Annotated in this window: 33 protein-coding genes; 13 read left to right on the top strand and 20 right to left on the bottom strand. The window is 61.1% G+C overall.

The window, feature by feature from the left end; genetic code table 11:
* Positions 1–34: 34 nt before the first annotated feature.
* From ACPS74_RS12085 to ACPS74_RS12070, 4 genes are all read left to right on the top strand, one after another.
* The gene (locus ACPS74_RS12085) at positions 35–367 is read left to right on the top strand and encodes a Rieske 2Fe-2S domain-containing protein (RefSeq protein ID WP_018406809.1); all 333 of its coding nucleotides are present in this window, start codon (positions 35–37) and stop codon (positions 365–367) included.
* 55 nt (positions 368–422) lie between these two features.
* Positions 423–737, top strand: a complete 315-nt coding sequence (locus tag ACPS74_RS12080) for a hypothetical protein (protein WP_029649185.1) — start codon at positions 423–425, stop codon at positions 735–737.
* An 80-nt stretch (positions 738–817) separates the two neighbouring features.
* On the top strand, positions 818–1,687 hold the full coding sequence (locus ACPS74_RS12075) for a xanthine dehydrogenase (protein WP_029649187.1): 870 nt from the start codon (positions 818–820) through the stop codon (positions 1,685–1,687).
* A gap of 11 nt (positions 1,688–1,698) precedes the next feature.
* Positions 1,699–2,124 (top strand): group II truncated hemoglobin, encoded by a 426-nt coding sequence (locus tag ACPS74_RS12070; RefSeq protein WP_029649189.1) that lies wholly within the window; start codon positions 1,699–1,701, stop codon positions 2,122–2,124.
* Between the two features lie 95 nt (positions 2,125–2,219).
* Here the strand turns inward: ACPS74_RS12070 and ACPS74_RS12065 are convergent, their stop codons facing one another.
* The 11 genes from ACPS74_RS12065 to nifH all read right to left on the bottom strand — a co-directional run bounded on the left by ACPS74_RS12065 (position 2,220) and on the right by nifH (position 11,070).
* Positions 2,220–2,837 (bottom strand): glutathione S-transferase family protein, encoded by a 618-nt coding sequence (locus tag ACPS74_RS12065; protein ID WP_029649190.1) that lies wholly within the window; start codon positions 2,835–2,837, stop codon positions 2,220–2,222.
* Between the two features lie 39 nt (positions 2,838–2,876).
* Positions 2,877–3,173 carry a ferredoxin family protein gene (locus tag ACPS74_RS12060; RefSeq protein WP_018406804.1) on the bottom strand — a complete coding sequence of 99 codons (297 nt, stop codon included), beginning with the start codon at positions 3,171–3,173 and terminating at the stop codon, positions 2,877–2,879.
* Positions 3,174–3,209: 36 nt separating this feature from the next.
* A complete protein-coding gene (locus tag ACPS74_RS12055; RefSeq protein WP_018406803.1) occupies positions 3,210–4,517 on the bottom strand; it encodes an FAD-dependent oxidoreductase in 1,308 nt (435 codons plus the stop codon).
* 11 nt (positions 4,518–4,528) lie between these two features.
* On the bottom strand, positions 4,529–5,632 hold the full coding sequence (locus tag ACPS74_RS12050; protein ID WP_029649192.1) for an electron transfer flavoprotein subunit alpha/FixB family protein: 1,104 nt from the start codon (positions 5,630–5,632) through the stop codon (positions 4,529–4,531).
* Positions 5,633–5,654: 22 nt separating this feature from the next.
* Positions 5,655–6,497: an electron transfer flavoprotein subunit beta/FixA family protein gene (locus ACPS74_RS12045; protein WP_029649196.1), complete on the bottom strand. Its 843-nt coding sequence runs from the start codon at positions 6,495–6,497 to the stop codon at positions 5,655–5,657.
* A gap of 29 nt (positions 6,498–6,526) precedes the next feature.
* Positions 6,527–6,868, bottom strand: coding sequence for a nitrogenase stabilizing/protective protein NifW (gene nifW, locus ACPS74_RS12040; RefSeq protein WP_029649198.1), 342 nt, complete (start codon positions 6,866–6,868; stop codon positions 6,527–6,529).
* The gene (cysE, locus tag ACPS74_RS12035) at positions 6,865–7,641 is read right to left on the bottom strand and encodes a serine O-acetyltransferase (protein WP_029649201.1); all 777 of its coding nucleotides are present in this window, start codon (positions 7,639–7,641) and stop codon (positions 6,865–6,867) included. The genes nifW and cysE overlap by 4 nt, the downstream gene beginning before the upstream one ends.
* A gap of 26 nt (positions 7,642–7,667) precedes the next feature.
* Positions 7,668–8,867 (bottom strand): homocitrate synthase, encoded by a 1,200-nt coding sequence (nifV, locus tag ACPS74_RS12030; protein ID WP_083481321.1) that lies wholly within the window; start codon positions 8,865–8,867, stop codon positions 7,668–7,670.
* A gap of 83 nt (positions 8,868–8,950) precedes the next feature.
* A complete protein-coding gene (locus tag ACPS74_RS12025; RefSeq protein WP_018406797.1) occupies positions 8,951–9,271 on the bottom strand; it encodes a HesB/IscA family protein in 321 nt (106 codons plus the stop codon).
* A gap of 137 nt (positions 9,272–9,408) precedes the next feature.
* Positions 9,409–10,134 carry a nitrogen fixation protein NifQ gene (locus tag ACPS74_RS12020; RefSeq protein ID WP_425622375.1) on the bottom strand — a complete coding sequence of 242 codons (726 nt, stop codon included), beginning with the start codon at positions 10,132–10,134 and terminating at the stop codon, positions 9,409–9,411.
* Positions 10,135–10,182: 48 nt separating this feature from the next.
* Positions 10,183–11,070, bottom strand: coding sequence for a nitrogenase iron protein (gene nifH / locus ACPS74_RS12015; protein WP_018406756.1), 888 nt, complete (start codon positions 11,068–11,070; stop codon positions 10,183–10,185).
* A 373-nt stretch (positions 11,071–11,443) separates the two neighbouring features.
* Here nifH and ACPS74_RS12010 point away from each other — a divergent pair, with 373 nt between their 5' ends.
* The 3 genes from ACPS74_RS12010 (at position 11,444) to ACPS74_RS12000 (ending at position 12,841) form a co-directional block, all read left to right on the top strand.
* Entirely contained in the window at positions 11,444–11,875 is a 432-nt protein-coding gene (locus ACPS74_RS12010) for a response regulator (RefSeq protein ID WP_018406795.1), read from the top strand.
* A 76-nt stretch (positions 11,876–11,951) separates the two neighbouring features.
* Entirely contained in the window at positions 11,952–12,404 is a 453-nt protein-coding gene (locus ACPS74_RS12005) for an ankyrin repeat domain-containing protein (protein WP_425622374.1), read from the top strand.
* Positions 12,401–12,841 (top strand): SufE family protein, encoded by a 441-nt coding sequence (locus ACPS74_RS12000; protein WP_018406793.1) that lies wholly within the window; start codon positions 12,401–12,403, stop codon positions 12,839–12,841. The genes ACPS74_RS12005 and ACPS74_RS12000 overlap by 4 nt, the downstream gene beginning before the upstream one ends.
* 13 nt (positions 12,842–12,854) lie before the next feature.
* Here the strand turns inward: ACPS74_RS12000 and ACPS74_RS11995 are convergent, their stop codons facing one another.
* Positions 12,855–13,205: a (2Fe-2S) ferredoxin domain-containing protein gene (locus tag ACPS74_RS11995; RefSeq protein WP_029652179.1), complete on the bottom strand. Its 351-nt coding sequence runs from the start codon at positions 13,203–13,205 to the stop codon at positions 12,855–12,857.
* A 225-nt stretch (positions 13,206–13,430) separates the two neighbouring features.
* Here ACPS74_RS11995 and ACPS74_RS11990 point away from each other — a divergent pair, with 225 nt between their 5' ends.
* The gene (locus ACPS74_RS11990) at positions 13,431–13,799 is read left to right on the top strand and encodes an SUF system Fe-S cluster assembly protein (RefSeq protein WP_029652180.1); all 369 of its coding nucleotides are present in this window, start codon (positions 13,431–13,433) and stop codon (positions 13,797–13,799) included.
* A 140-nt stretch (positions 13,800–13,939) separates the two neighbouring features.
* Positions 13,940–14,653: a dienelactone hydrolase family protein gene (locus ACPS74_RS11985; protein WP_029652181.1), complete on the top strand. Its 714-nt coding sequence runs from the start codon at positions 13,940–13,942 to the stop codon at positions 14,651–14,653.
* Positions 14,654–14,864: 211 nt separating this feature from the next.
* On the opposite strand, the gene ACPS74_RS11980 is transcribed toward ACPS74_RS11985, so the two are convergent.
* Positions 14,865–15,293 carry a Rieske (2Fe-2S) protein gene (locus tag ACPS74_RS11980; RefSeq protein ID WP_018406789.1) on the bottom strand — a complete coding sequence of 143 codons (429 nt, stop codon included), beginning with the start codon at positions 15,291–15,293 and terminating at the stop codon, positions 14,865–14,867.
* A gap of 160 nt (positions 15,294–15,453) precedes the next feature.
* On the opposite strand from ACPS74_RS11980, the gene ACPS74_RS11975 reads away from it, so the two are divergent.
* On the top strand, positions 15,454–15,777 hold the full coding sequence (locus ACPS74_RS11975) for a hypothetical protein (protein WP_029652182.1): 324 nt from the start codon (positions 15,454–15,456) through the stop codon (positions 15,775–15,777).
* Between the two features lie 44 nt (positions 15,778–15,821).
* On the opposite strand, the gene ACPS74_RS11970 is transcribed toward ACPS74_RS11975, so the two are convergent.
* Entirely contained in the window at positions 15,822–16,304 is a 483-nt protein-coding gene (locus tag ACPS74_RS11970; protein ID WP_239755269.1) for a hypothetical protein, read from the bottom strand.
* Between the two features lie 149 nt (positions 16,305–16,453).
* Between ACPS74_RS11970 and ACPS74_RS11965 the strand changes: the two genes are divergently transcribed.
* Positions 16,454–16,696 (top strand): hypothetical protein, encoded by a 243-nt coding sequence (locus tag ACPS74_RS11965; RefSeq protein WP_029652184.1) that lies wholly within the window; start codon positions 16,454–16,456, stop codon positions 16,694–16,696.
* Between the two features lie 24 nt (positions 16,697–16,720).
* Positions 16,721–16,987 (top strand): hypothetical protein, encoded by a 267-nt coding sequence (locus tag ACPS74_RS11960; RefSeq protein WP_029652185.1) that lies wholly within the window; start codon positions 16,721–16,723, stop codon positions 16,985–16,987.
* Between the two features lie 30 nt (positions 16,988–17,017).
* On the opposite strand, the gene ACPS74_RS11955 is transcribed toward ACPS74_RS11960, so the two are convergent.
* Positions 17,018–17,185, bottom strand: a complete 168-nt coding sequence (locus ACPS74_RS11955) for a hypothetical protein (RefSeq protein WP_014892132.1) — start codon at positions 17,183–17,185, stop codon at positions 17,018–17,020.
* 35 nt (positions 17,186–17,220) lie between these two features.
* Positions 17,221–17,661 carry a Rieske (2Fe-2S) protein gene (locus ACPS74_RS11950; protein ID WP_029652186.1) on the bottom strand — a complete coding sequence of 147 codons (441 nt, stop codon included), beginning with the start codon at positions 17,659–17,661 and terminating at the stop codon, positions 17,221–17,223.
* 212 nt (positions 17,662–17,873) lie between these two features.
* Between ACPS74_RS11950 and ACPS74_RS11945 the strand changes: the two genes are divergently transcribed.
* Entirely contained in the window at positions 17,874–18,149 is a 276-nt protein-coding gene (locus tag ACPS74_RS11945) for a hypothetical protein (protein WP_029652187.1), read from the top strand.
* A 68-nt stretch (positions 18,150–18,217) separates the two neighbouring features.
* Here ACPS74_RS11945 and ACPS74_RS11940 read toward each other — a convergent pair whose 3' ends face one another.
* The 4 genes from ACPS74_RS11940 to ACPS74_RS11925 are packed head-to-tail and all read right to left on the bottom strand — an operon-like array spanning position 18,218 to position 20,275.
* Positions 18,218–18,448 carry a hypothetical protein gene (locus ACPS74_RS11940; RefSeq protein WP_029652188.1) on the bottom strand — a complete coding sequence of 77 codons (231 nt, stop codon included), beginning with the start codon at positions 18,446–18,448 and terminating at the stop codon, positions 18,218–18,220.
* Between the two features lie 14 nt (positions 18,449–18,462).
* On the bottom strand, positions 18,463–18,771 hold the full coding sequence (locus tag ACPS74_RS11935; RefSeq protein ID WP_029652189.1) for a 2Fe-2S iron-sulfur cluster-binding protein: 309 nt from the start codon (positions 18,769–18,771) through the stop codon (positions 18,463–18,465).
* Positions 18,772–18,800: 29 nt separating this feature from the next.
* Positions 18,801–20,012: a DegT/DnrJ/EryC1/StrS family aminotransferase gene (locus tag ACPS74_RS11930; RefSeq protein ID WP_029652190.1), complete on the bottom strand. Its 1,212-nt coding sequence runs from the start codon at positions 20,010–20,012 to the stop codon at positions 18,801–18,803.
* Positions 20,009–20,275, bottom strand: a complete 267-nt coding sequence (locus ACPS74_RS11925; protein WP_014892126.1) for a hypothetical protein — start codon at positions 20,273–20,275, stop codon at positions 20,009–20,011. The genes ACPS74_RS11930 and ACPS74_RS11925 overlap by 4 nt, the downstream gene beginning before the upstream one ends.
* Positions 20,276–20,290: the final 15 nt, after the last annotated feature.

Below are 20,290 nucleotides of genomic sequence, written 5' to 3'. Positions count from 1 at the left end.
TGCAAATTCGCAGCCAGCAGCACGGAGCGCCTTCATGTTTGTTCGCGTCTGCAAGGAAGACACCCTCATGGAGGGCGGAATGCGCGTGGTCATCGCCGACGCGCAACTCATCGTTCTCGCCTGGCCGGAAGACGGCGTCGTAAAGGCGTTTCAGGGAGTCTGTCCGCACACCAACGTTCCCTTGGCGGACGCCGATTTCGATGGGACGACGCTGACCTGTCCGCTGCATTTCTGGTCATGGGACATGAACAGCGGTCAACCCACCCACGAGCATGCGACGCCGCTCGCCGAATATCCGGTGCGGATCGAAGACGGCGTCGTCTATATCGACGCCGAAGGCGTCGCGCCGATCTTCGCAGAACCCTGAACAACGCTGGTCCGCATATTGCGAGACCGCGATCACGCAAGGAAGGTGGGCGAGCATGGCGGTGGATCTGAAGACCGATTGGACGAATGACGATCTCGCCAGTCTGATGGGGTCCGTCGAAGACGACCGCGACTGGCGTCTCGAGGTCAGCGCCGCGGGAGTCGCCGAGCTTAGCGACAAGACCGCCAATCCCACCGGCGCCGACTACGACGAGACTCTGCACTGTTTCTTCGAAACCTGGATGCAGGGAACTGATTTTGTTGGCGCCTCGGCCGCCGCCGACAAGACGCTCGTCGGAAAGATCGCGAACGCCTTGCGCGAAAATTATCCCGGACTGAAGGCGGGAAAGTTCATTTACGTGGCTTTGTAGCGCATTTGGCGACGCGGCGAAGACGCGCGTCGCTTCAGTCGCTGGCGTGGGTCTTGCTTTCGCTGGGGCGCGGGGGGACGATGACACACGTGCGATTCTGCGAATTTCTGTCCAAGCGAAGCGCCCCCTTCGTGATCGTTTTGGGCGCGAATGAGATTGCTTCGGCGGTTGCGGCGCGTCTGACGCGGGAAGGCTACCGCGTCGTGCTCAGTCACGACCCTTACCCGCCGGTCATTCGGCGTGGCATGTCGTTCCACGACGCTCTGTTCCAAGATCGCGCCGAAGTCGACGGCATTCAGGGCTACCGCGGCGAGACTGCGCTGGACATCGTACGGGTGTTGACCGCAACCGGCGTCGTCGCGGTGACCTCGCTGCAACTGACCGATCTCCTCGCGCTCCGCACGCCTGACGTGTTGATCGACGCCCGAATGCAAAAGAACCGCATGACGACCAATCTGCGCAAGATCGCCAATCTCGCCATCGGCCTCGGCCCGCATTTCGCCGCCGGCTTGAACTGCGACGTCGCCATCGAGACGCATCCCGAACACGCCGGCGAGCTCGTCGAAACCGGCGAAACTCGGCCCAACGACCATGTTCCACGCTATCTTGGCGGCGTCGGCCGCGGACGCTTCGTCTATTCCGCCCGAGATGGCGTCTGGCGCACGCCGCTCGACGTTGGCGCGCGAATCTTCAAGGATTACCTCCTCGGCCTCCTCGACGGTCACCGCGTCCTTTCGCCGATGGACGGGTTCCTGCGCGGCATCGCGCGAGACGGGGTCGTCGTGCCGCAAAATGTAAAACTCGTCGAGGTCGATCCGCGCGGGCGCGCCTCGACTTGGACGGGCACCGACGAATATGGGCGCGCCATAGCGGACGCGGCCTATCGCGTGATCGCCAAAGCGGCTCGCGCACGCCATTGGACGCGGCCCGTTACCGTATCCTATCACTGAGGCTCGAGGCCGTGACGACGACCACTATCGAACATACCGTATCCATATACGATCGCATCGGCGGCTTCGACACGGTCGACCGACTCGTCGAAACCTTCTACCGCAACATGGACGAACTACCGGAAGCGCGCGGCATACGCGCCGTTCACGCGGACGACCTGGGACCGACGCGCGCCATTTTGAAGGTCTATCTGGCCGAATGGCTCGGCGGCCCCAAGGATTATTCCGCCAAGAAGGGGCATCCGCGTCTGCGCATGCGGCATGGCCATTTGCGCATCGGTCCCGCCGAGCGCGACGCCTGGATGCTGTGCATGAACGGCGCGCTGGATGCGACGATCGAAGACGTCGGCATACGCGAAAGCCTGCGCGAAAATTTCGCAAAGCTGGCCGATTGGATGCGCAACGATCCGGACAATGCGCATGACAAGCGCCATTGAGCGCGCAGTGCATGCATCACTCAATGTTGATGTCTAACGAAATCAAGAAAACTGTGCGCCTCACACGGCCTATCGGCTGAAGCCCGCGCGTCGAATCAGCTGCGATAGCCTTCTTCGGCGAGCACCTGACGCACGGCCGGACGCGTTTTCATAAGCGCGTAATGCGCCTGGCAATTGCGCGGCAGCGTCATGCCCGTCTTGTCGGCCCAAAACTCCACATAGAAGAGCGCCGCGTCGGCGATCGAAAAGCCGCCGGCGACATAGTCCTTGCCCGCAAGTTCCGTATCGATCGCGATCAGCGCCGCCACGACGATTTCGCGTCCTTCGGCCTTGATCGCCTCGACGTCGGCCTGTCGCCCGGCGTAGCGCTCCGGCGTGAACACGCGTCGAAAGCCTTCGCCGTGAATATGCTGAACGCAAAAATGCATGGCGGCCAACGCCGACTCGCGCGCATCCGCGCTTTCCGGCAGGAGCTTGCGGCGCGGATAGGTCTCCGCAAGCCATAGGGCGATGGAGTGAAAATCCGTCAGCGCGACGCCGTCGTCGCGCAACAGAGTCGGGATCGTCCCATTCGGGTTGATCGCCAGATAGTCCGGCTTGAGGTGATCGCCTTTGACCAGATTGACGATATAGGCCTCGAAAACCAGCCCGATCTCTTCGAGCAGGATGTGTATGCCCGTGGAGCAGGATCCGGGCGTCATGTAGAATTTCATTCCCGGCTCGCCTTGCGCAGCTGATCGGCGTCGATTGATTTAGCCGAATTTGAACAGCACGCCGTAGCCGCCGCGCGGATAGTTCCATTCGATGTCGCCGCTCGGCTCGGCGATGATCCGGCACGTGCCGCATTCGACGCAGCCGTCGGTCGTGATCTCGACTTGCCCGGTCGAGTTCATTTCATAGCAGTGCGCCGGACAGACGTTCACCAGACTGAGCAGTTGCGGCGAAGGCGTGGTGTGCGGACGCACCTTGATGTGGGCGCGGCCGGCGTCGACGAGATAGCGATTAAGGTAGAGCTTGTCCTCCACCCGGACAGCTGCTTCTGCGCTCATTGTCCTACTCCGTTGCTAGAGGGGCATCACGCCCAACTACCTCCACGCGCGCGCCAGCCGAAAGGCGTCGCCGACCAGTCCTGTCAGCGAACGCGCCGCCAGGAAGGAGCGGAACGTGGTCTTCTCTTTTTCGCGCTTCGGCGTGCCGTCGACGCGCAGGAAATTCGTCATCGCCTTCGAGACGAGCTGCGGATAGGTCAGGAAGAAGTTCTGCGCCTGAATGTGAAGCAGATCCGGCATGTCGCGATATTTCTTCAAATCCTTCATGACGAAGGACTCGTCGAGCATCTTCTTGTAGAGCGCCAGATTCTCCTTGGTCATCGGATCGCGGCGCGATTTGATCTGGAAGATCGCTTCCGCGGCGATCCGTCCGGAGGTCATCGCCAGATTTGAGCCTTCACGATGTATGGCGTTGTTCAACTGCGCGGCGTCGCCAACGACGACCCAGCCGTCGCCATAAAGCTGTGGGATCGCCTTGAAGCCGCCTTCGGGGATCAGATGCGCGGCGTATTCCTTGACCTCCGAGCCTGCGATGAGCGCCGCCACCGATGGATGCTGCTTGAACTTTTCCAACAGTCCGTAGGGCGTCTGTCCCGTCTTCTCGAAGTCGGCGACCAGACAGCCGATGCCAAGCGAAATCGACTCCTTGTTGGTGTAAATGAAGCCCATCCCGGTCATGCCTTGCGAGATGGTGCCGACCGCTTCGATGACCGCGCCTTCGTCGCCGCGCAGATTGAAGCGGGCTTCCAGAGTTTCCTGCGGGAGGAAGTGCATTTCCTTCACCGCCAGAGCGACATTGCTCTTGTCGGGCGTCTTGCGCAGGCCGGCTCTTGTTCCGAGCAGCCCGCTCACGCCTTCCGCCAGCACGACGACATCGGCGCCGACCTGTCCGTTCTTGCGGTCCGTGCGCACGCCGATGACTTTTCCATAGGCGTCCTGCAGCAGCTCCAGGACCGTAGTTTCGCACAACACGACCGCGCCGGCCTCCTGAACCTTCTTGGAGAACCATTTGTCGAATTGCGCGCGGATGATGGTGTAGCGGTTGGGACGCTCCTCGTTGAATTCGTCCGAGCGATAATGGAGTCCCGTATGGGAGTTGTCGTCCATCATCCAAAAGCGCTGCTCGACGAGATGGCGCTCCAGCGGCGCGTCCTCACGGAAATCCGGGACAAGCTTCTCAAGCATGTCGGAATAGAGGATCGCGCCCTGCACATTCTTGGAGCCGGAATATTCGCCGCGCTCCAACTGCAGGACTTTGAGGCCCTTGCGCGCCAGGGTCAGGGCGGCGGCGTTGCCCGCCATGCCGGCGCCAACGACGATCGCGTCGAATCTTTCTTCGATCATGCCTATCTCCTCTAGCTCGCTAGACGGTCGCGCTGATGCGGAGACAATCGTTTCGAGAACGCTTCCGTGAGTGCAGGCAAAAGCCGTACCGCGTCGGTGACGATTCCAACATGAGCGAAATCGAAGATTGGCGCATTCTTGTCGGTGTTGATCGCGACGATGTAATCCGCGCCCTCGACGCCGACGCGATGCTGGATCGCGCCGGAAATGCCCGCGGCGATATAAAGCTTGGGTCGGATCGTCTTACCGGTCTGGCCGATCTGCCGGTCAGAACTGACCCATCCCTTTTGCACCAGCGGGCGCGAACACCCGAATTCCGCGCCGATTGTGCTCGCCAGCTGACGGATGAGTTGGAAGTTTTCCGGAGAGCCGAGACCGAGACCGCCCGCGACGACCACGTCGGCGAACGCCAAATTGGACTTTGTCGAATCGCGGTCGGGCAGAAACGACAATACTTTCGTGACAATGTCGTCTTCCACCAGGCCGAGCGGATGTTCGATCACGCGGCCGAGCGGCTTTTCGACTCGCTCCGGCATCGGCATCACGCGCGGGCGAACGGTCGCCATCTGCGGGCGATAGTTCAGCGTGAAGATCGTGCAGAGCAGCGAACCGCCGAACGTCGGACGCGTCGCGGCGAGCGAACCTTCCGCATCGACGTCGAGTTCCGTACAATCGGCGGTGAGGCCGGTCAGCAGCGTCGTCGCAACAGAGCCGGCAAGATCGCGCCCCAAAATCGTCGCGCCCAGCAGCAGGATTTCCGGCTGATAGGCGTTGACGAGATCGGTCATCGCCTTGGTGTAGCTCTCATTGCGGTAATCCGTGAGGATGTCGTCCGCGACGAGATAGGCGAGATCTGCGCCGTAGTTGAAGCTTTCCCGCACGACCGCCTGCGTCGCCTCGTTGCGTGCGCCGACAACGACCGCGGCGAGATTGACGCCGAGCTTATCGGCGAGAATCCGCCCCGCGCCCATCAGTTCCCAAGACACGGGATGCGCTTGTCCACGCTCCTGCTCGATGAAGACCCAGACGTGCTTGTAGGCTTTGAGATGTTCAGGCAGCTCTTTTTTCGCCGCCGCGCGCCCCGCCGGAGCAGGAGCCTTAGCCGTGTCGTTCATGTGTCGCGCTCCTGTTTCAAGATCAATAGCCGCGCGTCAAGTGTCCGAGCTCGGATTCGAGTTTCGGCCGGCGCTTGAACAATTCATCGACGAAGGCGTCTCCCGGCTTGTCGCCGAGTTCAATGAACTGAGCCTTTTCCGCACGCGGCTTCGGCGCGAAGACGCGCTTGACGATCGTCGGCGAGCCCCGCAGTCCGCATTTGGTGATGTCCTCGACGCCGGCGTCCTGCGCGCTCCATTTGATGATCGTCGCGCGCGCCGCCGCCAGCGCGTCGCTCAGCGAACCAATGCGCATCTCGTTGACGCCTTCGAGGACGGAGATCAGGCAGGGCATTTTACTGCGCAGTTTCTGAACGCCGCCTTCGCTGCGCCGCTCGACGTCGATCGTTCCCGCCTCAAGATCGACGTTGTCGATGTGCGAGACATAGGTGAGCTGCATCAGGCCGAGCCGCTTGGCGACGCCGGGGCCGACCTGCGCGGTGTCGCCGTCGATGGTCTGCTTGCCGGTGAAGACGACGTGAGGCGGACCAAACTCCACGCCGATCTTGCGGATCGCCGTGGCCAACGCATAGGTCGTCGCCAGCGTGTCCGCGCCGGCAAAGAAGCGGTCGGTCAACAGCACCGCGCGATCGGCGCCAAAGCTCAGCGCCTTGCGCAGACTGTCCTCGGCGGAAGGCGGGCCCATGGTAAGAATGGTGACCGCGCCGCCGAATTTTTGGCGCAGCCGCAACGCTTCTTCGATCGCGAACAGATCATATGGATTGATGATCGTCGGAACGCCCTGGCGCATGATCGTGTTGGTCACCGGGTGAACGCGGATCTGCGCCGAGTCGGGCACTTGCTTCATGCAGACGACGATATGCATTCGAGTTGTCCCCGTTGATCCTTAGACGTTCACTTCAGAACGTTGAGCTGCACCAATGACGGCGGCGCCGCCGGCTTGACGGCGTCTTTGTGAACTTTGAACAGGCGCTCGTCGATCGGCGTCGACGTTAGGAAGTCCTGATAGGCGCGCTCCAAAAAATCCTTGCAGCGCTGGGTCACCGTCGCGTCGTCCAGCTCGGCTAGATCCTCGCTGAAGAGATATTGTCCCATGCGCCGCAGAATATGGAGGCGCGCGACATTGACCACTTTCGGATCATATTCGACGCCAAGCAGCGAGAAGAACTCTTCGGCGCAGGACGCCTTTTTCAATTGCTCCAGAACGGCGGGCTCCGACATTTTGGTCTCCTTCATGTGATTTCCGCCGGCTCCGCCTTTGGCGCGGCGCCATCAGGGGCCTTGATGGTCGATTGGCGTTCCCGCAGACGCCTTTGCAGATGTGACACGCGCGTCTCCAAGAACTCGACGCGATCGAGCAGGACCGAGAATGCCTCACCGACCGGATCCGGCATCAGATGGTGATTGAGGTTGATGCGGCCATCGAATGTGCAGCGGCCGACGTCGCGGTGCACGATCTTCGCCGGGATTCCCACCACCGTCGCGTCGCGCATCACACTTTCGATCACAACGGAATTGGCGCCGACACGCGCATTGCGGCCGATCGTGATCGGACCGAGAATCTTTGCGCCGGCGCCGACGATGACTTCGTCCTCGAGAGTCGGATGGCGCTTGCCCGGCGACCAGGAGACGCCGCCGAGCGTCACGCCGTGATAGAGCGTCACGTCATCGCCGACGACCGCCGTCTCCCCGATGACGACGCCGGCGCCATGATCGATAAAAAAGCGTCGACCAATCGTCGCGCCGGGATGAATGTCCACATTGGTCAGAAAGCGCGCGAACCAGGAGAGCAGACGCGCCCAGAAGCGATGTTCATTGATCCACAGCCAATTGGCGAGGCGGTGCCAAATGACGGCGTGCAGTCCAGGATATGTGAGCAGCGTCTCGAAACGTCCACGGGCGGCGGGATCGCGCGTCGCCACGCACGCCAGATCCTCGCGGATCAGTTGCAAACGCGTCGGCGCGGGCGCCGCGGGCGCCGCCTTGGTCTGCGCTGCCTGGTTCGTCATTGTGGCGACTCGTTCGAGCATGACGCTCACATGCCTCTCGCATGAGTGCTCGCGCAGACATTGCGCCAGATCGAAGTCAAGGCTTCGCCGCTGACCGGCCCCTTGTGATCAAGCGCATGGGCGCGCACGCAGGAGACGATCTCGCCGAGCTCCTCGACGCTGACCGACAGATCCAATCGCCGCAGCATCGCGGTGACGGCCGCTGAGCCGGAATGTTTGCCGATCACGATCTCATGCGCGCGGCCGAGCATGCTCGGATCGAAGGCTTCATAGGTACGCGGGTCCTTGAGCAGACCGTCGACGTGAATGCCGGATTCATGTGTGAAGACGTGCTCGCCGACGATGGATTTGTTGAGCGGGATCGGCCGGCGCGCCGCGGCGGAGACAAGCGCCGCGACGTTCCGCAATTCGGTGAGCACAATGCCGGTTTCATATTTGTGCAACTGACGCGCCGCCACCGCGACTTCTTCAAGCGGCGCATTGCCGGCGCGCTCGCCGAGACCCATCACGGTGACCGACGCATGCGTCGCGCCCGCCTTGATGCCCGCCAGGGTGTTGGCGGTGGCGAGGCCCAGATCGTCATGACAGTGGATTTCGATTTCGAGATCGCTCTGCGCGCGCAGTTTAGCGATCAGATCGAACGCGGCGAAAGGATCGAGCACGCTCAACGTATCGGCGACCCGGAATCGGCGCGCGCCGGCGGCTTGCGCGACCGCCATCGTCTCCATCAGGAATTCGGGTTCGGCCCGCGAAGAATCTTCGCCGCCGACCGCGACGTCGAGACCCTTGTCGCGCGCGTAGGCGACGACGCGCCGCGTCATCTCCAGCGCTTGGGCGCGTCCGCCGCGCAATTTCGCTCTGATTTGAGTCTCGGAGACGGGCACGGAGAGATTGACCATGGAGACGCCCGACGCCAGCGCCGCGTCGACGTCCTCGACGCGCATCCGGCACCAGGCGATGGCGCGCAGCGGCAATTGGGCGTCGACGATCGCTCGGATCATCGCGATCTCCACGCCGCCCATGGCCGGCGTTCCGGCTTCGAGTTCGGTAACGCCGGCGCGCGCCAGGGCGCGTGCGATTTCGAGCTTTTCTTCGCAGGTGAAAGCGACGCCCGGGGCCTGTTCGCCGTCCCGAAGCGTGGTGTCGTTCAACACCACATCCAGCGCTCTCTGCGTCGGCGAAGCGACGGGAGGGAGCCAACTCTTTCGGGGCACATATGTCGTCATCGACTCATACGAACGCTCGAGGCGCCCGCTTCTATGCAACCAAGGAACAACCGCAAAAACGCTTCACGCATCCGGGCGCTCCTTCAGTTGAAGGATTTTTGACAGCCGCAGGTGGAGCTTGCGTTGGGATTCTCAAAGGTGAATCCGGATCCGGCGAGATCCTGGCGAAAGCCGAGCGTCATGCCTTCAAGGCGCGGACGCGAGGCCGGATCGATCAGCACGCGTATGCCGTCCGCCTCCACGACGATGTCGTCGTTTTTCTGCTGCGGATCAAGATCGACGACATACTCGTAGCCGGCGCAGCCGCCTTCCTTGACCAGAATGCGCAGACCACCCTCTCGTTGAGAGGCCCGCGCCATCGCATCCTTTACCGCGGCGACGGCTGCCTGCGAGACCGTGATCATACTGGAGCCTCCGAGATGAACTTGCCTATGCCTGTATCAAGCAATCGACATGCCATCGCCAACGCGGGCAAAAACCGCCAGTCCGACCAGCAAATTATGAGATTGTCGAAAACTCGACAAAAGTTGTTCGAATGAACTTACACTGTCTGTCCGGCAGGCGTCGCGGGCGATTGCGCCGACGACGCGACGCGGCTCGTCCCGGTTTCCGCGCCATAGCAGAGCACGTAATCCGCGCAGTTCGAGCACACGGGCGTGCTGCACATGACGAAACCGTCGTTCTCGCACATCATGCGGTAGATGAACCGCTTCCAGCGCATGTTCTTGTCGTTGCGCCGCGCAAGCGGCGCGAAATGACGCGCGATCAGCCGCGTCAATTCTGTTCTGTCGCGAAGCCCGAGGTCCTCCCACAGATGGTTGGGCTCCATGGCGCGGCGCGCGATCATCGCGGCGAGCCAGCGACCCAATTCGCCCTCGCTGGAGCAATTCTCAAGAAGGAGATCCCGCACCATTTCGATTTCGTCCGCGTCGGCGAGACTCGTCTCGCGGTCGTCGGAAGATTCGATGCTTCGCGCAGCGAAGTAGTGAGAAAAGAGATCGCCGAGTTCAGCGTCCGTCAGACCGGCTTGCGCCGCGAGACTTCCGCCCTCGCTCGACGCTAAGGCGAGGATCGACGCCAGAACGTGGCGGTCGAAATGCGCGTCGGCGTCGATATTCGCCGCTTCGGGCAAAACGCCAGTCAGCTCGCGATAGGCGCTTTCAGCGTCACGAACGCCTGGCCCGCTCTCCATCGCCGTGGATGCGGCGCCGGCGCTCTCGATATTGGGGAAGGCGTGCACCATCACGTCACGCTCCGCTGACAACATAACGTCGACCTCCCGCGTGCGGGAGGTCGACGCTCATGCGTTGACGGGTTAGGCGATCGCCTGGAGTTCGGCAGCGGTCTTGCCGATCTGGCTCTCATCGACCGCCTTCATGATGCCGTGCTCCATCAGCATGTCTTCGAGCTCGTCCATCGTGATCGGCGTCGGAATGATGCCCTTGCCCTGGTTGGCGTGGATCTTCACCGCGAGGTTGCGGTAATGATTCGCCTGCTCGGACTGCGGCGCATATTCCAGCACCGTCATGCGGCGCAGTTCCGCGTGCTGCACGATATTGTCGCGCGGCACGAAGTAGATCAGCGTCGTGCCGAGCTTCTTCGCCAGAGCTTCCGCAAGCTCGAGCTCCTTGTCGGTCTGACGCTCGTTGCAGACCAGACCGCCCAAGCGCACGCCGCCGGAATTGGCGTATTTCAAAATGCCCTTGGAGATGTTGTTGCCGGCATACATCGCCATCATCTCGCCGGACATGACGATGTAGATTTCCTGCGCCTTGTTCTCACGGATCGGCATGGCGAACCCGCCGCAGACCACGTCGCCGAGCACGTCGTAGGACACATAGTCGATGTCCTCGTACGCGCCGTTTTCCTCGAGGAAGTTGATCGAGGTGATGACGCCGCGGCCCGCGCAGCCAACTCCAGGCTCCGGTCCGCCCGACTCAACGCAACGAATGTTGAGATAGCCAACCTTCATCACTTCTTCGATTTCCAGATCCTCGACGCTGCCTGCATTGGCGGCGAGGCTCAGGATGGTGTCCTGCGCCTTGGCGTGCAGGATGAGGCGCGTCGAGTCCGCCTTCGGATCGCAGCCGACGATCAAAATGCGATGACCCATCTCGGCCAGAGCGGCGAGCGTGTTCTGGGACGTCGTCGACTTGCCGATGCCCCCTTTGCCATAAAATGCGATTTGCCGTAGTGACGACATGTCTGTCTCCTCTTGAGCCCTTCGACAGCTACCCAGAGTTACTGGGCAGTTCCTATGCATCAGAAACTGGTCGCGGGTTAAGGGAAGGAACACATCGCTCGGCGTAACGTAGGCGTGCGTTCAGCCCTCACTCGCGCTCAACTGGTAGCAACCGCCATGCCAGTGCGGCAATTGTTGCTAGTCGATTGTTTTCTTGTGATTTGATCAATCGATGAGCGCAGCCCACATCGGCCGCTTATGTGAGGGAAGCCGACAGTCACGACATTTGTTGTGAACAGAACATCGCACGCCCTCGTTGATCCCCGACATTTGGAACAGAGCTTGCTTCATTATATCCGCACGGCATTTGACGGCGTATTCGAAAGGAGCAGGGATGCAGATTGGCGTCGAAACCGCGAAGGCGGTCGATCAACGGCGGGTGTTCGTCCTCGACGAAGACGAGATCGTGCGCGCCGCGCTCCAGTTCATGCTGCACGACGAGATCGAGACCCACGAAATCGCCAGCATCCAGGAGGCCTATGAAAAGGGCGTCGGCTGGCTGAAGCCCGATGTCGTTCTGCTCGGGGCTTCTTTTCTGAAGAGCAATGGCGTCTCGGTCCTTAAGGAATTGGCGGAGCGTTTCGCCGGCGTGCGCATATTAATCGTCTGCGATAAAGCCGACGAGGCGCTCGCGGTCGACGCGATGAAACATGGCGCGCATGGCATATTGGTGAAACCGCTGAAGATCGAGAATGTGCGGCAGAAGGTTGACACTGTCCTCGGGCGCGGCGGCGCCAAGCCGCTCGTGCAGTTGGGGCTACTTTAGTTCAATACACGCCGACGTCTCGTCGGCGCTGCGATGGAGTGACGGCATTACCCCGCAGTTGACGCAATGGTTGACGATGCAAGGCTTTCGAACGGAAGGCGTGAACGCCGTCGGCGCCGACGGCCTCACGCCGCTTCTTCGAGCGGCGGCCGAGGCGAACGTCGAGGCGTTGCGCGAAATCATCGCCGAGGGCGGAGATCTGGACGCCATGACGCGTGATGGCAACAACGCGGTTTGGTTGGCGTGCAAGCAGGACAGCGTGGAGGCCATCGACTTGCTCTCCGCCGCCGGGGCCAACCTTCACCATCGCAATCCCGACGGCTCGACGGCGCTGATCTATGCGGCGTCGGCGGGCAAGACCGCGGTCGTGACGCTCTTGCTGGCGCTTGGCGCGGATCCCCTGGAAGAGAACGTCGATGGATTTTCGGCGCTTGATCTGGCGTCGAACATCGAATGCCTCCAAGCCTTGCGCGTGGCGTCGCGCCAGCGCCGCGATCGGCTCAAAGCTGAAGGAATGGTCGAAACATGACGACGATCGACGACATCATCGAAAATTTCTCCCTGCTCGACGATTGGGAGGACCGCTACCGCTATGTCATCGAGCTCGGCAAAATGCTCGAGCCGCTTCCGGATGCGCTGAAGAACGATCAGAATAAAGTCTCGGGCTGCGCCAGCCAGGTCTGGCTGGCGACGACGATTTCGGACGCTAACGGCGGCGAACCGGCGTTGATGATCCGCGGCGACAGCGACGCGCATATTGTCCGCGGCCTCGTTGCAATCTTGCTGGCGCTCTGCTCCGGCAAGACTGGCGCGGAAATCCTGAAGGCGGATCCTGTCGCGCTATTCGAGCGCCTTGGCCTACGCGAACATCTGACGCCGCAGCGCTCCAACGGCTTCAAGTCGATGGTCGGGCGCATCCACGCTGAGGCGCGCGAGTTGCTCGCGGCCTCCAGCGCGGTGTCTTGAACGCTCGGGAGCGCTAGCGCGACAAGATCATCACCAGGCGATCGACGCGCTTGCCGCCCTTGAGATGCGAGTCGTAAATCTCGTCAATGTCTTCGGCCGTCGTCGGCCGATACCAGACGCCCTCCGGATAAACCACCATCAGGGGCCCCGCCGAGCAAAAGCCCATGCACCCCGCGGAGGTGAAGCCGATCTCACCGCCGCCGTCCGCTTCAACGCGCTTGCCGAGCCGGTCCCAAAGCGGCTGCGCGCCGAGCGAGCCGCAGCTGCCGCGCGGATGGTTCGGCGGCCGCTGCGTGAAACAAGCAAAGACATGTCGCTTGTAAAGTTGAGGCAGCTCAAATTCTTCTTCAGGCGTATCCGACATACTGCACCGAGCCTTTGTGAGGATTGTAACACGGCGCTCTGTGAGAAATGCGCTTCGTAGACGAAGGCGCTCAACCATGACGCCGCGGACCGTGGACGTGGAATGATTGCAAATTTCAGTCCAGCCTCAGCAAAGCTGACTGGCGCCTTACTTGCTCGTTTGAACAGAGCAGTCGCGTACGCGGCTCGCGCCACGCAGGATACTCAGATGGAACCAGGAAGCGACATGACACAGCTTTCCGAGCCGAACAGTAGCGTCGGCCGCAGCGATTCTTCGCCCGAGGCGCAGGCGCTTTATGAAGAAGTCGTCCTTGCGCTGCGGACCGTGTTCGACCCGGAAATTCCGGTGAACATATACGATCTGGGACTGATCTATCGCATCGACGTGATCGATCGTCGCGATATCGACATCGACATGACGTTGACGGCGCCGGGTTGTCCCGTCGCGGGCGAAATGGTCGGGATGACGAAGAAGGCTGTCGATGCGGTCGATGGAGTCGCGAGCGTAAAAATCAATCTCGTGTTCGATCCGCCGTGGCATCAAAGCATGATGAGCGACGAAGCCAAGCTGGAATTGGGATTTTTCGACTCCTAAGCCGAGAGTCGCTTGCCTAAACGTTGAACGATGCGTCTCGTCATGCAGGCATGATATTCGCAATGGGATGTGCAGGCGTGAGATGATTCCGCCGTCTCTCTTCGAGAGCTTCCGTAATCTTCCTGCACATCGAGGCCGTCATGATCGAACTTACTTCCGGAGACGGACGCAGTTTTTCCGCCTATCGAGCCGAACCCGCTGAGGCTCCCAAGGGCGCCGTCGTCGTGCTGCCGGACGTCTACGGCGTCACCCCACATCTGCAAAAGGAAGTCGAAAGCTTCGCGGCCGAGGGTTATGTCGCGATCGCGCCAGCGCTTGCGTCTCAGGAAGGCGAGAGCGACGGTCCTTCCGTCACGACGGCCCTGCAGGACATTCAGGCTACTGTCGACGCCGTCAAGGGCGTCGGCAAGGTGGCGATCGTCGGCTATGATTGGGGCGGCTATCTCGCCTATGTTTCGGCCAATAGCCTCAGCGACGTCGCCTGTGCTATCAGCTATTATCCGGCCGGAATTTCAGAGGAACGCTGGGTGAAGCGGAAAATTCCGACGCTGCTGCACCTGCCCGAGAATGATCCGTCGTTGCCGATGGAAGAAATCGTCCAATTTCGCGCCCAACGACCCGACGTAAGCGCCTTCTCCTATCCCGAAGCCCGCAACGGCTTCAATTTCGACGCCGCGGAGAGTTTCAATGAAGCCGCCGCGCAATCGGCGCGCGAACGCACTTTGTTTTGGATCTCGCAATATGTCGAGGGTCAGAAGCCGATCGCGCTGAAGAACTCCGGCTCCTATGCGCAGGCCAAGGTCGATAAGAAAAAGAAAAAGAGCGGCGACGACATGGGTCCGCCGGACGCGTAAGGATGCGCTTCGCCGCAAGCGCCTTGGCGCATGCGGCGCCATTTTCGACCGACGTCATTTGAGTGCGAGCTTGGCGACTAAGGGCTCGTCAGGTTGCGCGGTTCGAATAAAGCTCGCGCAGCAACGGGACATGTCCCCGATGCGAGGCAGGAAGCCGGCGCCTTCTCGAAGGCTCCGTCAAGACAAATGATCAAAGCTGGGCGGTCTTGCCTCAGTCAGACGTGATCATGACTTCGGGAGCCTCGTCCGGCTCTTCGAGACCCAGCCCATCCTCCTCCGCGAGCTCCACGCCGGTGAGGCAAACGTCGCCGTCATCAATCACGATTTGAATGGATTGCAACTTCTTGCCCTGGCAGGGACCGATGAAGCAATGCCCCGTGTCGAGATCGAACTGCGCCTGGTGATGGCCGCAGGTGAGGAAATTCCCCTCTTCATCGAGAAAATGCCCTGCCTCCGCGTCGAGACGCTCGCCCTTATGCGGACAGGCGTTCTCGAATCCATAGAAATTATTGCCTTTGCGCGTGATCAGGATCGGCCAGGGCTTTGGCTCGCCAGTCTCCTCGATCCGCATCAGAATGAAGCCCGTGGCGTCGCCGTCCTCGATCTCCCCCGTCTGACAAATCGCATAGAGTTCGTTCATCCGCCGGCTCCTCGTTTGGCGCGCGCTTTGCAAAACCACGCTGTCTCAGCGACGCGCCCTGCCCGTGCAATTGACGAGCCATGCGTTGCGCGCTGTGATGCAAGAATTGAAGCCCATCAGAACTTCTGGCCAAAGATCCGGCCCACAAGGAGCGACGATCATGAGCGTCATCGAACATGATTTCGGCTTATCGAACCGCCTCAGGGAGCGGCGCTTCGGCAAATTGCTGGAACTCGACGCGCTGCATGAGGCGAATATTCGCGCCAATCCGCTGCCCTATCTCGAACGCGCCAGCGAGCGCATCTTCCGCCTGCAAGCCGCCATGTTCGAGGCGATCCAGGCCGCCAAGCCGCCGACGCCCGGCCCCGCGCCAGATGTGGAGAATGTCCTGGTCGACAAGGCGGAGTATCAGCGTCTGAAGACCTGTGTCGCCTTGCTCGAAAAAGCCTACGCCGACTATGGAGCGCAAGAGGAAGGCGCCTGAAGCGCGGCGCGAAACGCGCCCGCTCCACGCTCTGGAAGCGACATTCAGGCAGCTTTGGCTTCCGTCGCCGGCTCCCATTTGTAGAGCTCTGCGCCGTCTTCGGTCTTCGTCAAGGAGAAGCCGCAGCCTTTGAGTTCCGCTGCCAACCCCTGCGCCTCGCCGGCTTTCACTTCGACATAGACCGGCGCATTGCGCTTCAATATCGCGTCGATCAGCACTTTGAATGCGCCGTTCTCGCGATGGTCGGCGGACACCGCCGCCAGCGAGACGTTGATTGTTTCAATGTTGCGCAGGCCCCAATCGAGTTCATCGCGACGCGCCAATAAGGCCCCGACGACATTACGCTTCGCATCGAGAATAACCGGCGAGAATTCGGCCGTGCAGCACTTCATGATCTCCGTCAGCGCTCGCTCCTGATCGCTTTCGCTTTCGATCGAACACGGAATGTCGGCAGCCGTTTGCCGCATCAAGGCCCAAAGGTCTTTCATGTCGTCAAGCGATGCATTTCTATGCGCGAGGTCAGCCACCGGTTTCTCCTTCGATTGCGCGCTTGCGTGCATTGCGCGCGAACATGCCTTTTGCAAGCAAGTCTCGTTCCCGCTGCAGCGCCGAAGGCATTGGCAAGAAACTTGCTGCCCTCCGGTGTGAGAATTCAAACATCAACGCGTGAGGAAACATGGCTGACGAAGGCTTTTTTATCGACTGGGACGGCAACGCGCGAAGCACGAGCGATCCAGGCGGCGGCTATTTATGCGAAGCCGATACCGTGGCGCGCTATGTGGCGATCATGACCAAGAGCGGCGCGCTCATGCATGAAGGCACCTATTACAAGACCCTCGCCGACATCGAAAAGGCGGGAATCAAGGCCTCGCTCGTTCCCGGTTCGCATCCCTGGGGAAGCAAGGCGGAAGGCTTTTGATCCATCGCAACGGGAGCTGCGCTCATGCTGCCGACGACCATTCTGATCGATGAAGACCCGCGCTGCGTCGTCCGCCCGATCGACACGAAGGATCTCAATCGATTCTTGCGCAACGGCAAGGCGTTTCTACTCGCCGAAAAGCCGGCCGGGAAAGTGACGCATCGCGCGGCGACGGAAGCCGAGCAGATCCGGTGGCGCGAAGCTTTCGCGCTGCATAAGGCATGGGGCGGCGACGACGAGGCATTCTTCGGGATACCGCTGCACGGAGAGCCTTCAGCGGCCCCCGAGTAAAGACTCAGGCGACAGCCGGGAGGCCAACCTTCATTCGTCGAGACTCGGCGCGAGGATGACTTCCGCCGGCGCGCCTGGCCCCTGGCCCTCGACGAAGTCCAATCCGCTGACGCGAGAAAGCCCGCCGTCGCTGTCGATCAGCACAACGGCCTCCTGCGGCAACTCCGCCAATTTCACGATCAATTCAGCCACGGTCATCGTGCGCCTTTCATACGTGCCATCCGCTGCGCCACTCAGCCTGGATGGATCATGATCTCCATCGTTTCGTCCAGATCGTCGTCGTCGGAAATCTCTTCTTCGGCGAGTTTGACGCCGCACAGGCACACGTCGCCATCCATGACGACGAGCGCGACAGGCTCGATCATTTTATCCACGCACGGTCCCGTGACGCACACACCCGTCTCGACGTCGAATTCGGCCTTGTGCCTGCCGCAACGCAACCTTTGACCGTCCTCGCTAAAGAATTTGCCGTCGCCGATGTTGAGCCAGGAGCCTTGGTGCGGGCAGATGTTTACATAGCCCACACATTGGTCATTTTCGGTCCGAACGACGAAAATCGAAAAGGGGCGTGTTTCTCCTTCATCCGTGACGCGCGACAGGCTGAAGGGCGCCGCTTGGCCGCGCTCCAGACTGTCGAGCGCGCAAATGACGTAGAGACTCACATCGCCCTGCATGCCAAAATCCCCGTCGTCGTCTATCCGCTCCCTCGTAGGCGCAGCGCCCTCGAGAGCGGACTTTTCGGCGCGCGACAGTGTCTGAAAGACAACAATCTTCCTCGCGCAGCGTCCAGGGCGCGAACAAGCATTATTCTTGCCGAACCCTGCGCCAAGCGTGATTATTGCTTCGTCGTAGAATCGATGGCTATCAGCGGAGGCGAAAAGTGGTCATGCTCCAGGTTGACGAACGCAATCAAGACGATCTTTCGCGACTTGCCGGCTGTTACCTCTACGCGGGGACGCAGATCAGCGTCGAAGACGGCATCGTGCATCGCGAAGACGGCCCCGCGGTTATTTTTCCCGATGGCGTGGTGCGCTGGTATTTGCGCGGCAAGGAAGTCAGCCGCGCCGTCAATTCATTATTTTACGACAATAAATGGCCCATCGCGAATGGGCTCGATACGGCCGAAAAACGCGCCCGTTTCGCCGAAACCTTCCTGACCTGAAACCAAGCTTCCCTTCCGCAATACGTCCTTCGCGGAAGGGATCCTTTTACGCGACGCGATGGGCCAAATCAGGCCGCCGCATTGTTGGCGGCGATGCTCGCGCGCAGTTCTTCGAGCTTGTCGCGCGTCAGACGGAACACGCCACGACCGCCGGAAAGCGCCTGATAGGCGTCGGGCGCGTTCAGGCTGACCCAGTCGAACCAGGCCTGCGCGGAATTCGGCGTCGGCCGCTCGCTGATTTCAACGACGCCGCCGTCAGGCGCAAAGCGAACATGAAGCATGACGATGTCGGAAGACATTTCTCCCCCCTCCCTTATAGGCCCGACGCAAAGCCGAGCAGTTCGACCTTGACATTTTCCGTGCCGAGGATCTTCGCCTGGCACGCCAGGCGGGACTTCGAGCCGATGCCAACGATGGTGTCGAGCCTTTCGTTCTCTTCGCGCGCGATCTTCGAAACGCCCTTGCGGCCTTCATGCACGTAGATGTGGCAAGAGCCGCATTGCGCTTTTCCTTCGCACTTGTGATTGATCTCCTCGCCGCTCGACATGATGATCTGCAGCAAGGTTGCGCCCTCGGCGGCGTCCACCGTCTTTCCGGAGGGCATGATGGTTACGGTCGGCATTTCGATACTCCTGGTTGGGATCTAGACGATTAGTAAATGGCGGCGCCCGCGCCGACATTGATCGACGCCTCCTTCATCGTCTGCACGATGAAAGCGATTTGGCGCTCTTGCAGATGGACGTGGAAAGGCATCGCGACGGCGCGGTCCGAAACTTTTTCGGCGACGAGAAAACTTCCGCGACGATAGCCGTAGTCGAAATAGCGCCGCTGCGTATGCAAGGGATTGCTGTAAGCGGCGGCTTCCACCTTTTCGACGAGCAAATCCTCGACGATCGAGTCCCGGCTGGATTTGCTGAAGCGCGTGCCGAGATGCACGACGTAAAGAAACCAGTGCACCTCGTCGACTTCTGGCCCGATGAAGGGATCCTTGATGCCTTCGAAGGATTTGACGTGCTTGAAGTAGTAGTGCTCGATGAGCTTACGCTTCTCGAGAATTTCTTCGAGCCTTCGCAGCTGCGCCATGCCCAGCGCCGCGCTCATGTCGCTCATCGCCGCCTGATAGGGCGCGCTGGAGCCCACCACGACCGATGATCGCTCGCTCGGCCTATGCGCGCGAAAGCGCCGCATCGCCACCGCGACGTCGATGTCGTCGGTGACCACCATCCCGCCTTCGCCGCAGACCAGCGGCCCGGGCTGCGAGAAATCGAACACCGACGCGTCGCCGAAGGTGCCGACAAGCGCGCCCTTGTACTTGGAGCCGATTGCTTCGGTGGAATCTTCGAGCAGGATGAGCCGATGCTTGGTGGCGATGTCGCGCAGCTCCGCCCATTGCGCCGGATGGCCATTGGTGTTGCTCGCCACGATCGCGCGCGTTTTGTCGGTGATCAGCGCCTCGATCTTTCCGGTCGCGATGACGCCAGACCAATAGTCAATGTCGGCGAACACCGGCTTGGCGCCAGCAAGCGCGATCGCATGCACGGTTTCGCGGAAGGAATGCGGAGAGGCGATCACTTCATCGCCCGGACCGATCTCGTACGCGGCGAGCGCGAGCAGCAGCCCCATCGTGCCGCTTGGCGCAGCCACCGCGTATTTGCGCCCGAGATAGGCGGCGAAGGCGGCTTCGAAAGCCTCCATCACCGGACCGCTGGACAAGCGGCTGGAGCGCAGCACCGCCTCGACCGCGGCAATGTCGTCGAGCGTGATGTCGGGGTCGGAGAGCGGAATGAGATCCCCGCCCAACGCCTCACCGGGAGCAGGCGGCTTTGCTTCGAATTTATCGTTCACGTCGGCCCGGGCATTCATCGCAAACTCCCCCGAAAGGCGACGATAACGCCGGTGGCGCGCGCCGGATCGTCGGTAACCGTCACGCAATGATCGGCGCCGTCGAGCAAATGCACGTCGCAGGTCGTAAAGCTGCGGAAAGGCGTTTCGATCACGTCCGACACGTCGCAGCGCGTCCAGGAGAGATGGGAGAATTTCGCGCGCAGCTCCGAAAGCGCCGGCGTCGCCTCGGCCCCGAGCAGTCTTTCGATCTCCGTCAGTTCCACGTCGCTGATCGCCATCATCTATCCTCTGTCGAG

The sequence above is a fragment of the Methylocystis sp. SB2 genome, assembly GCF_049817085.1.
Classification (GTDB): Bacteria; Pseudomonadota; Alphaproteobacteria; order Rhizobiales; family Beijerinckiaceae; genus Methylocystis; species Methylocystis rosea.
This window is presented reverse-complemented; position numbering and strand designations above follow the sequence as displayed.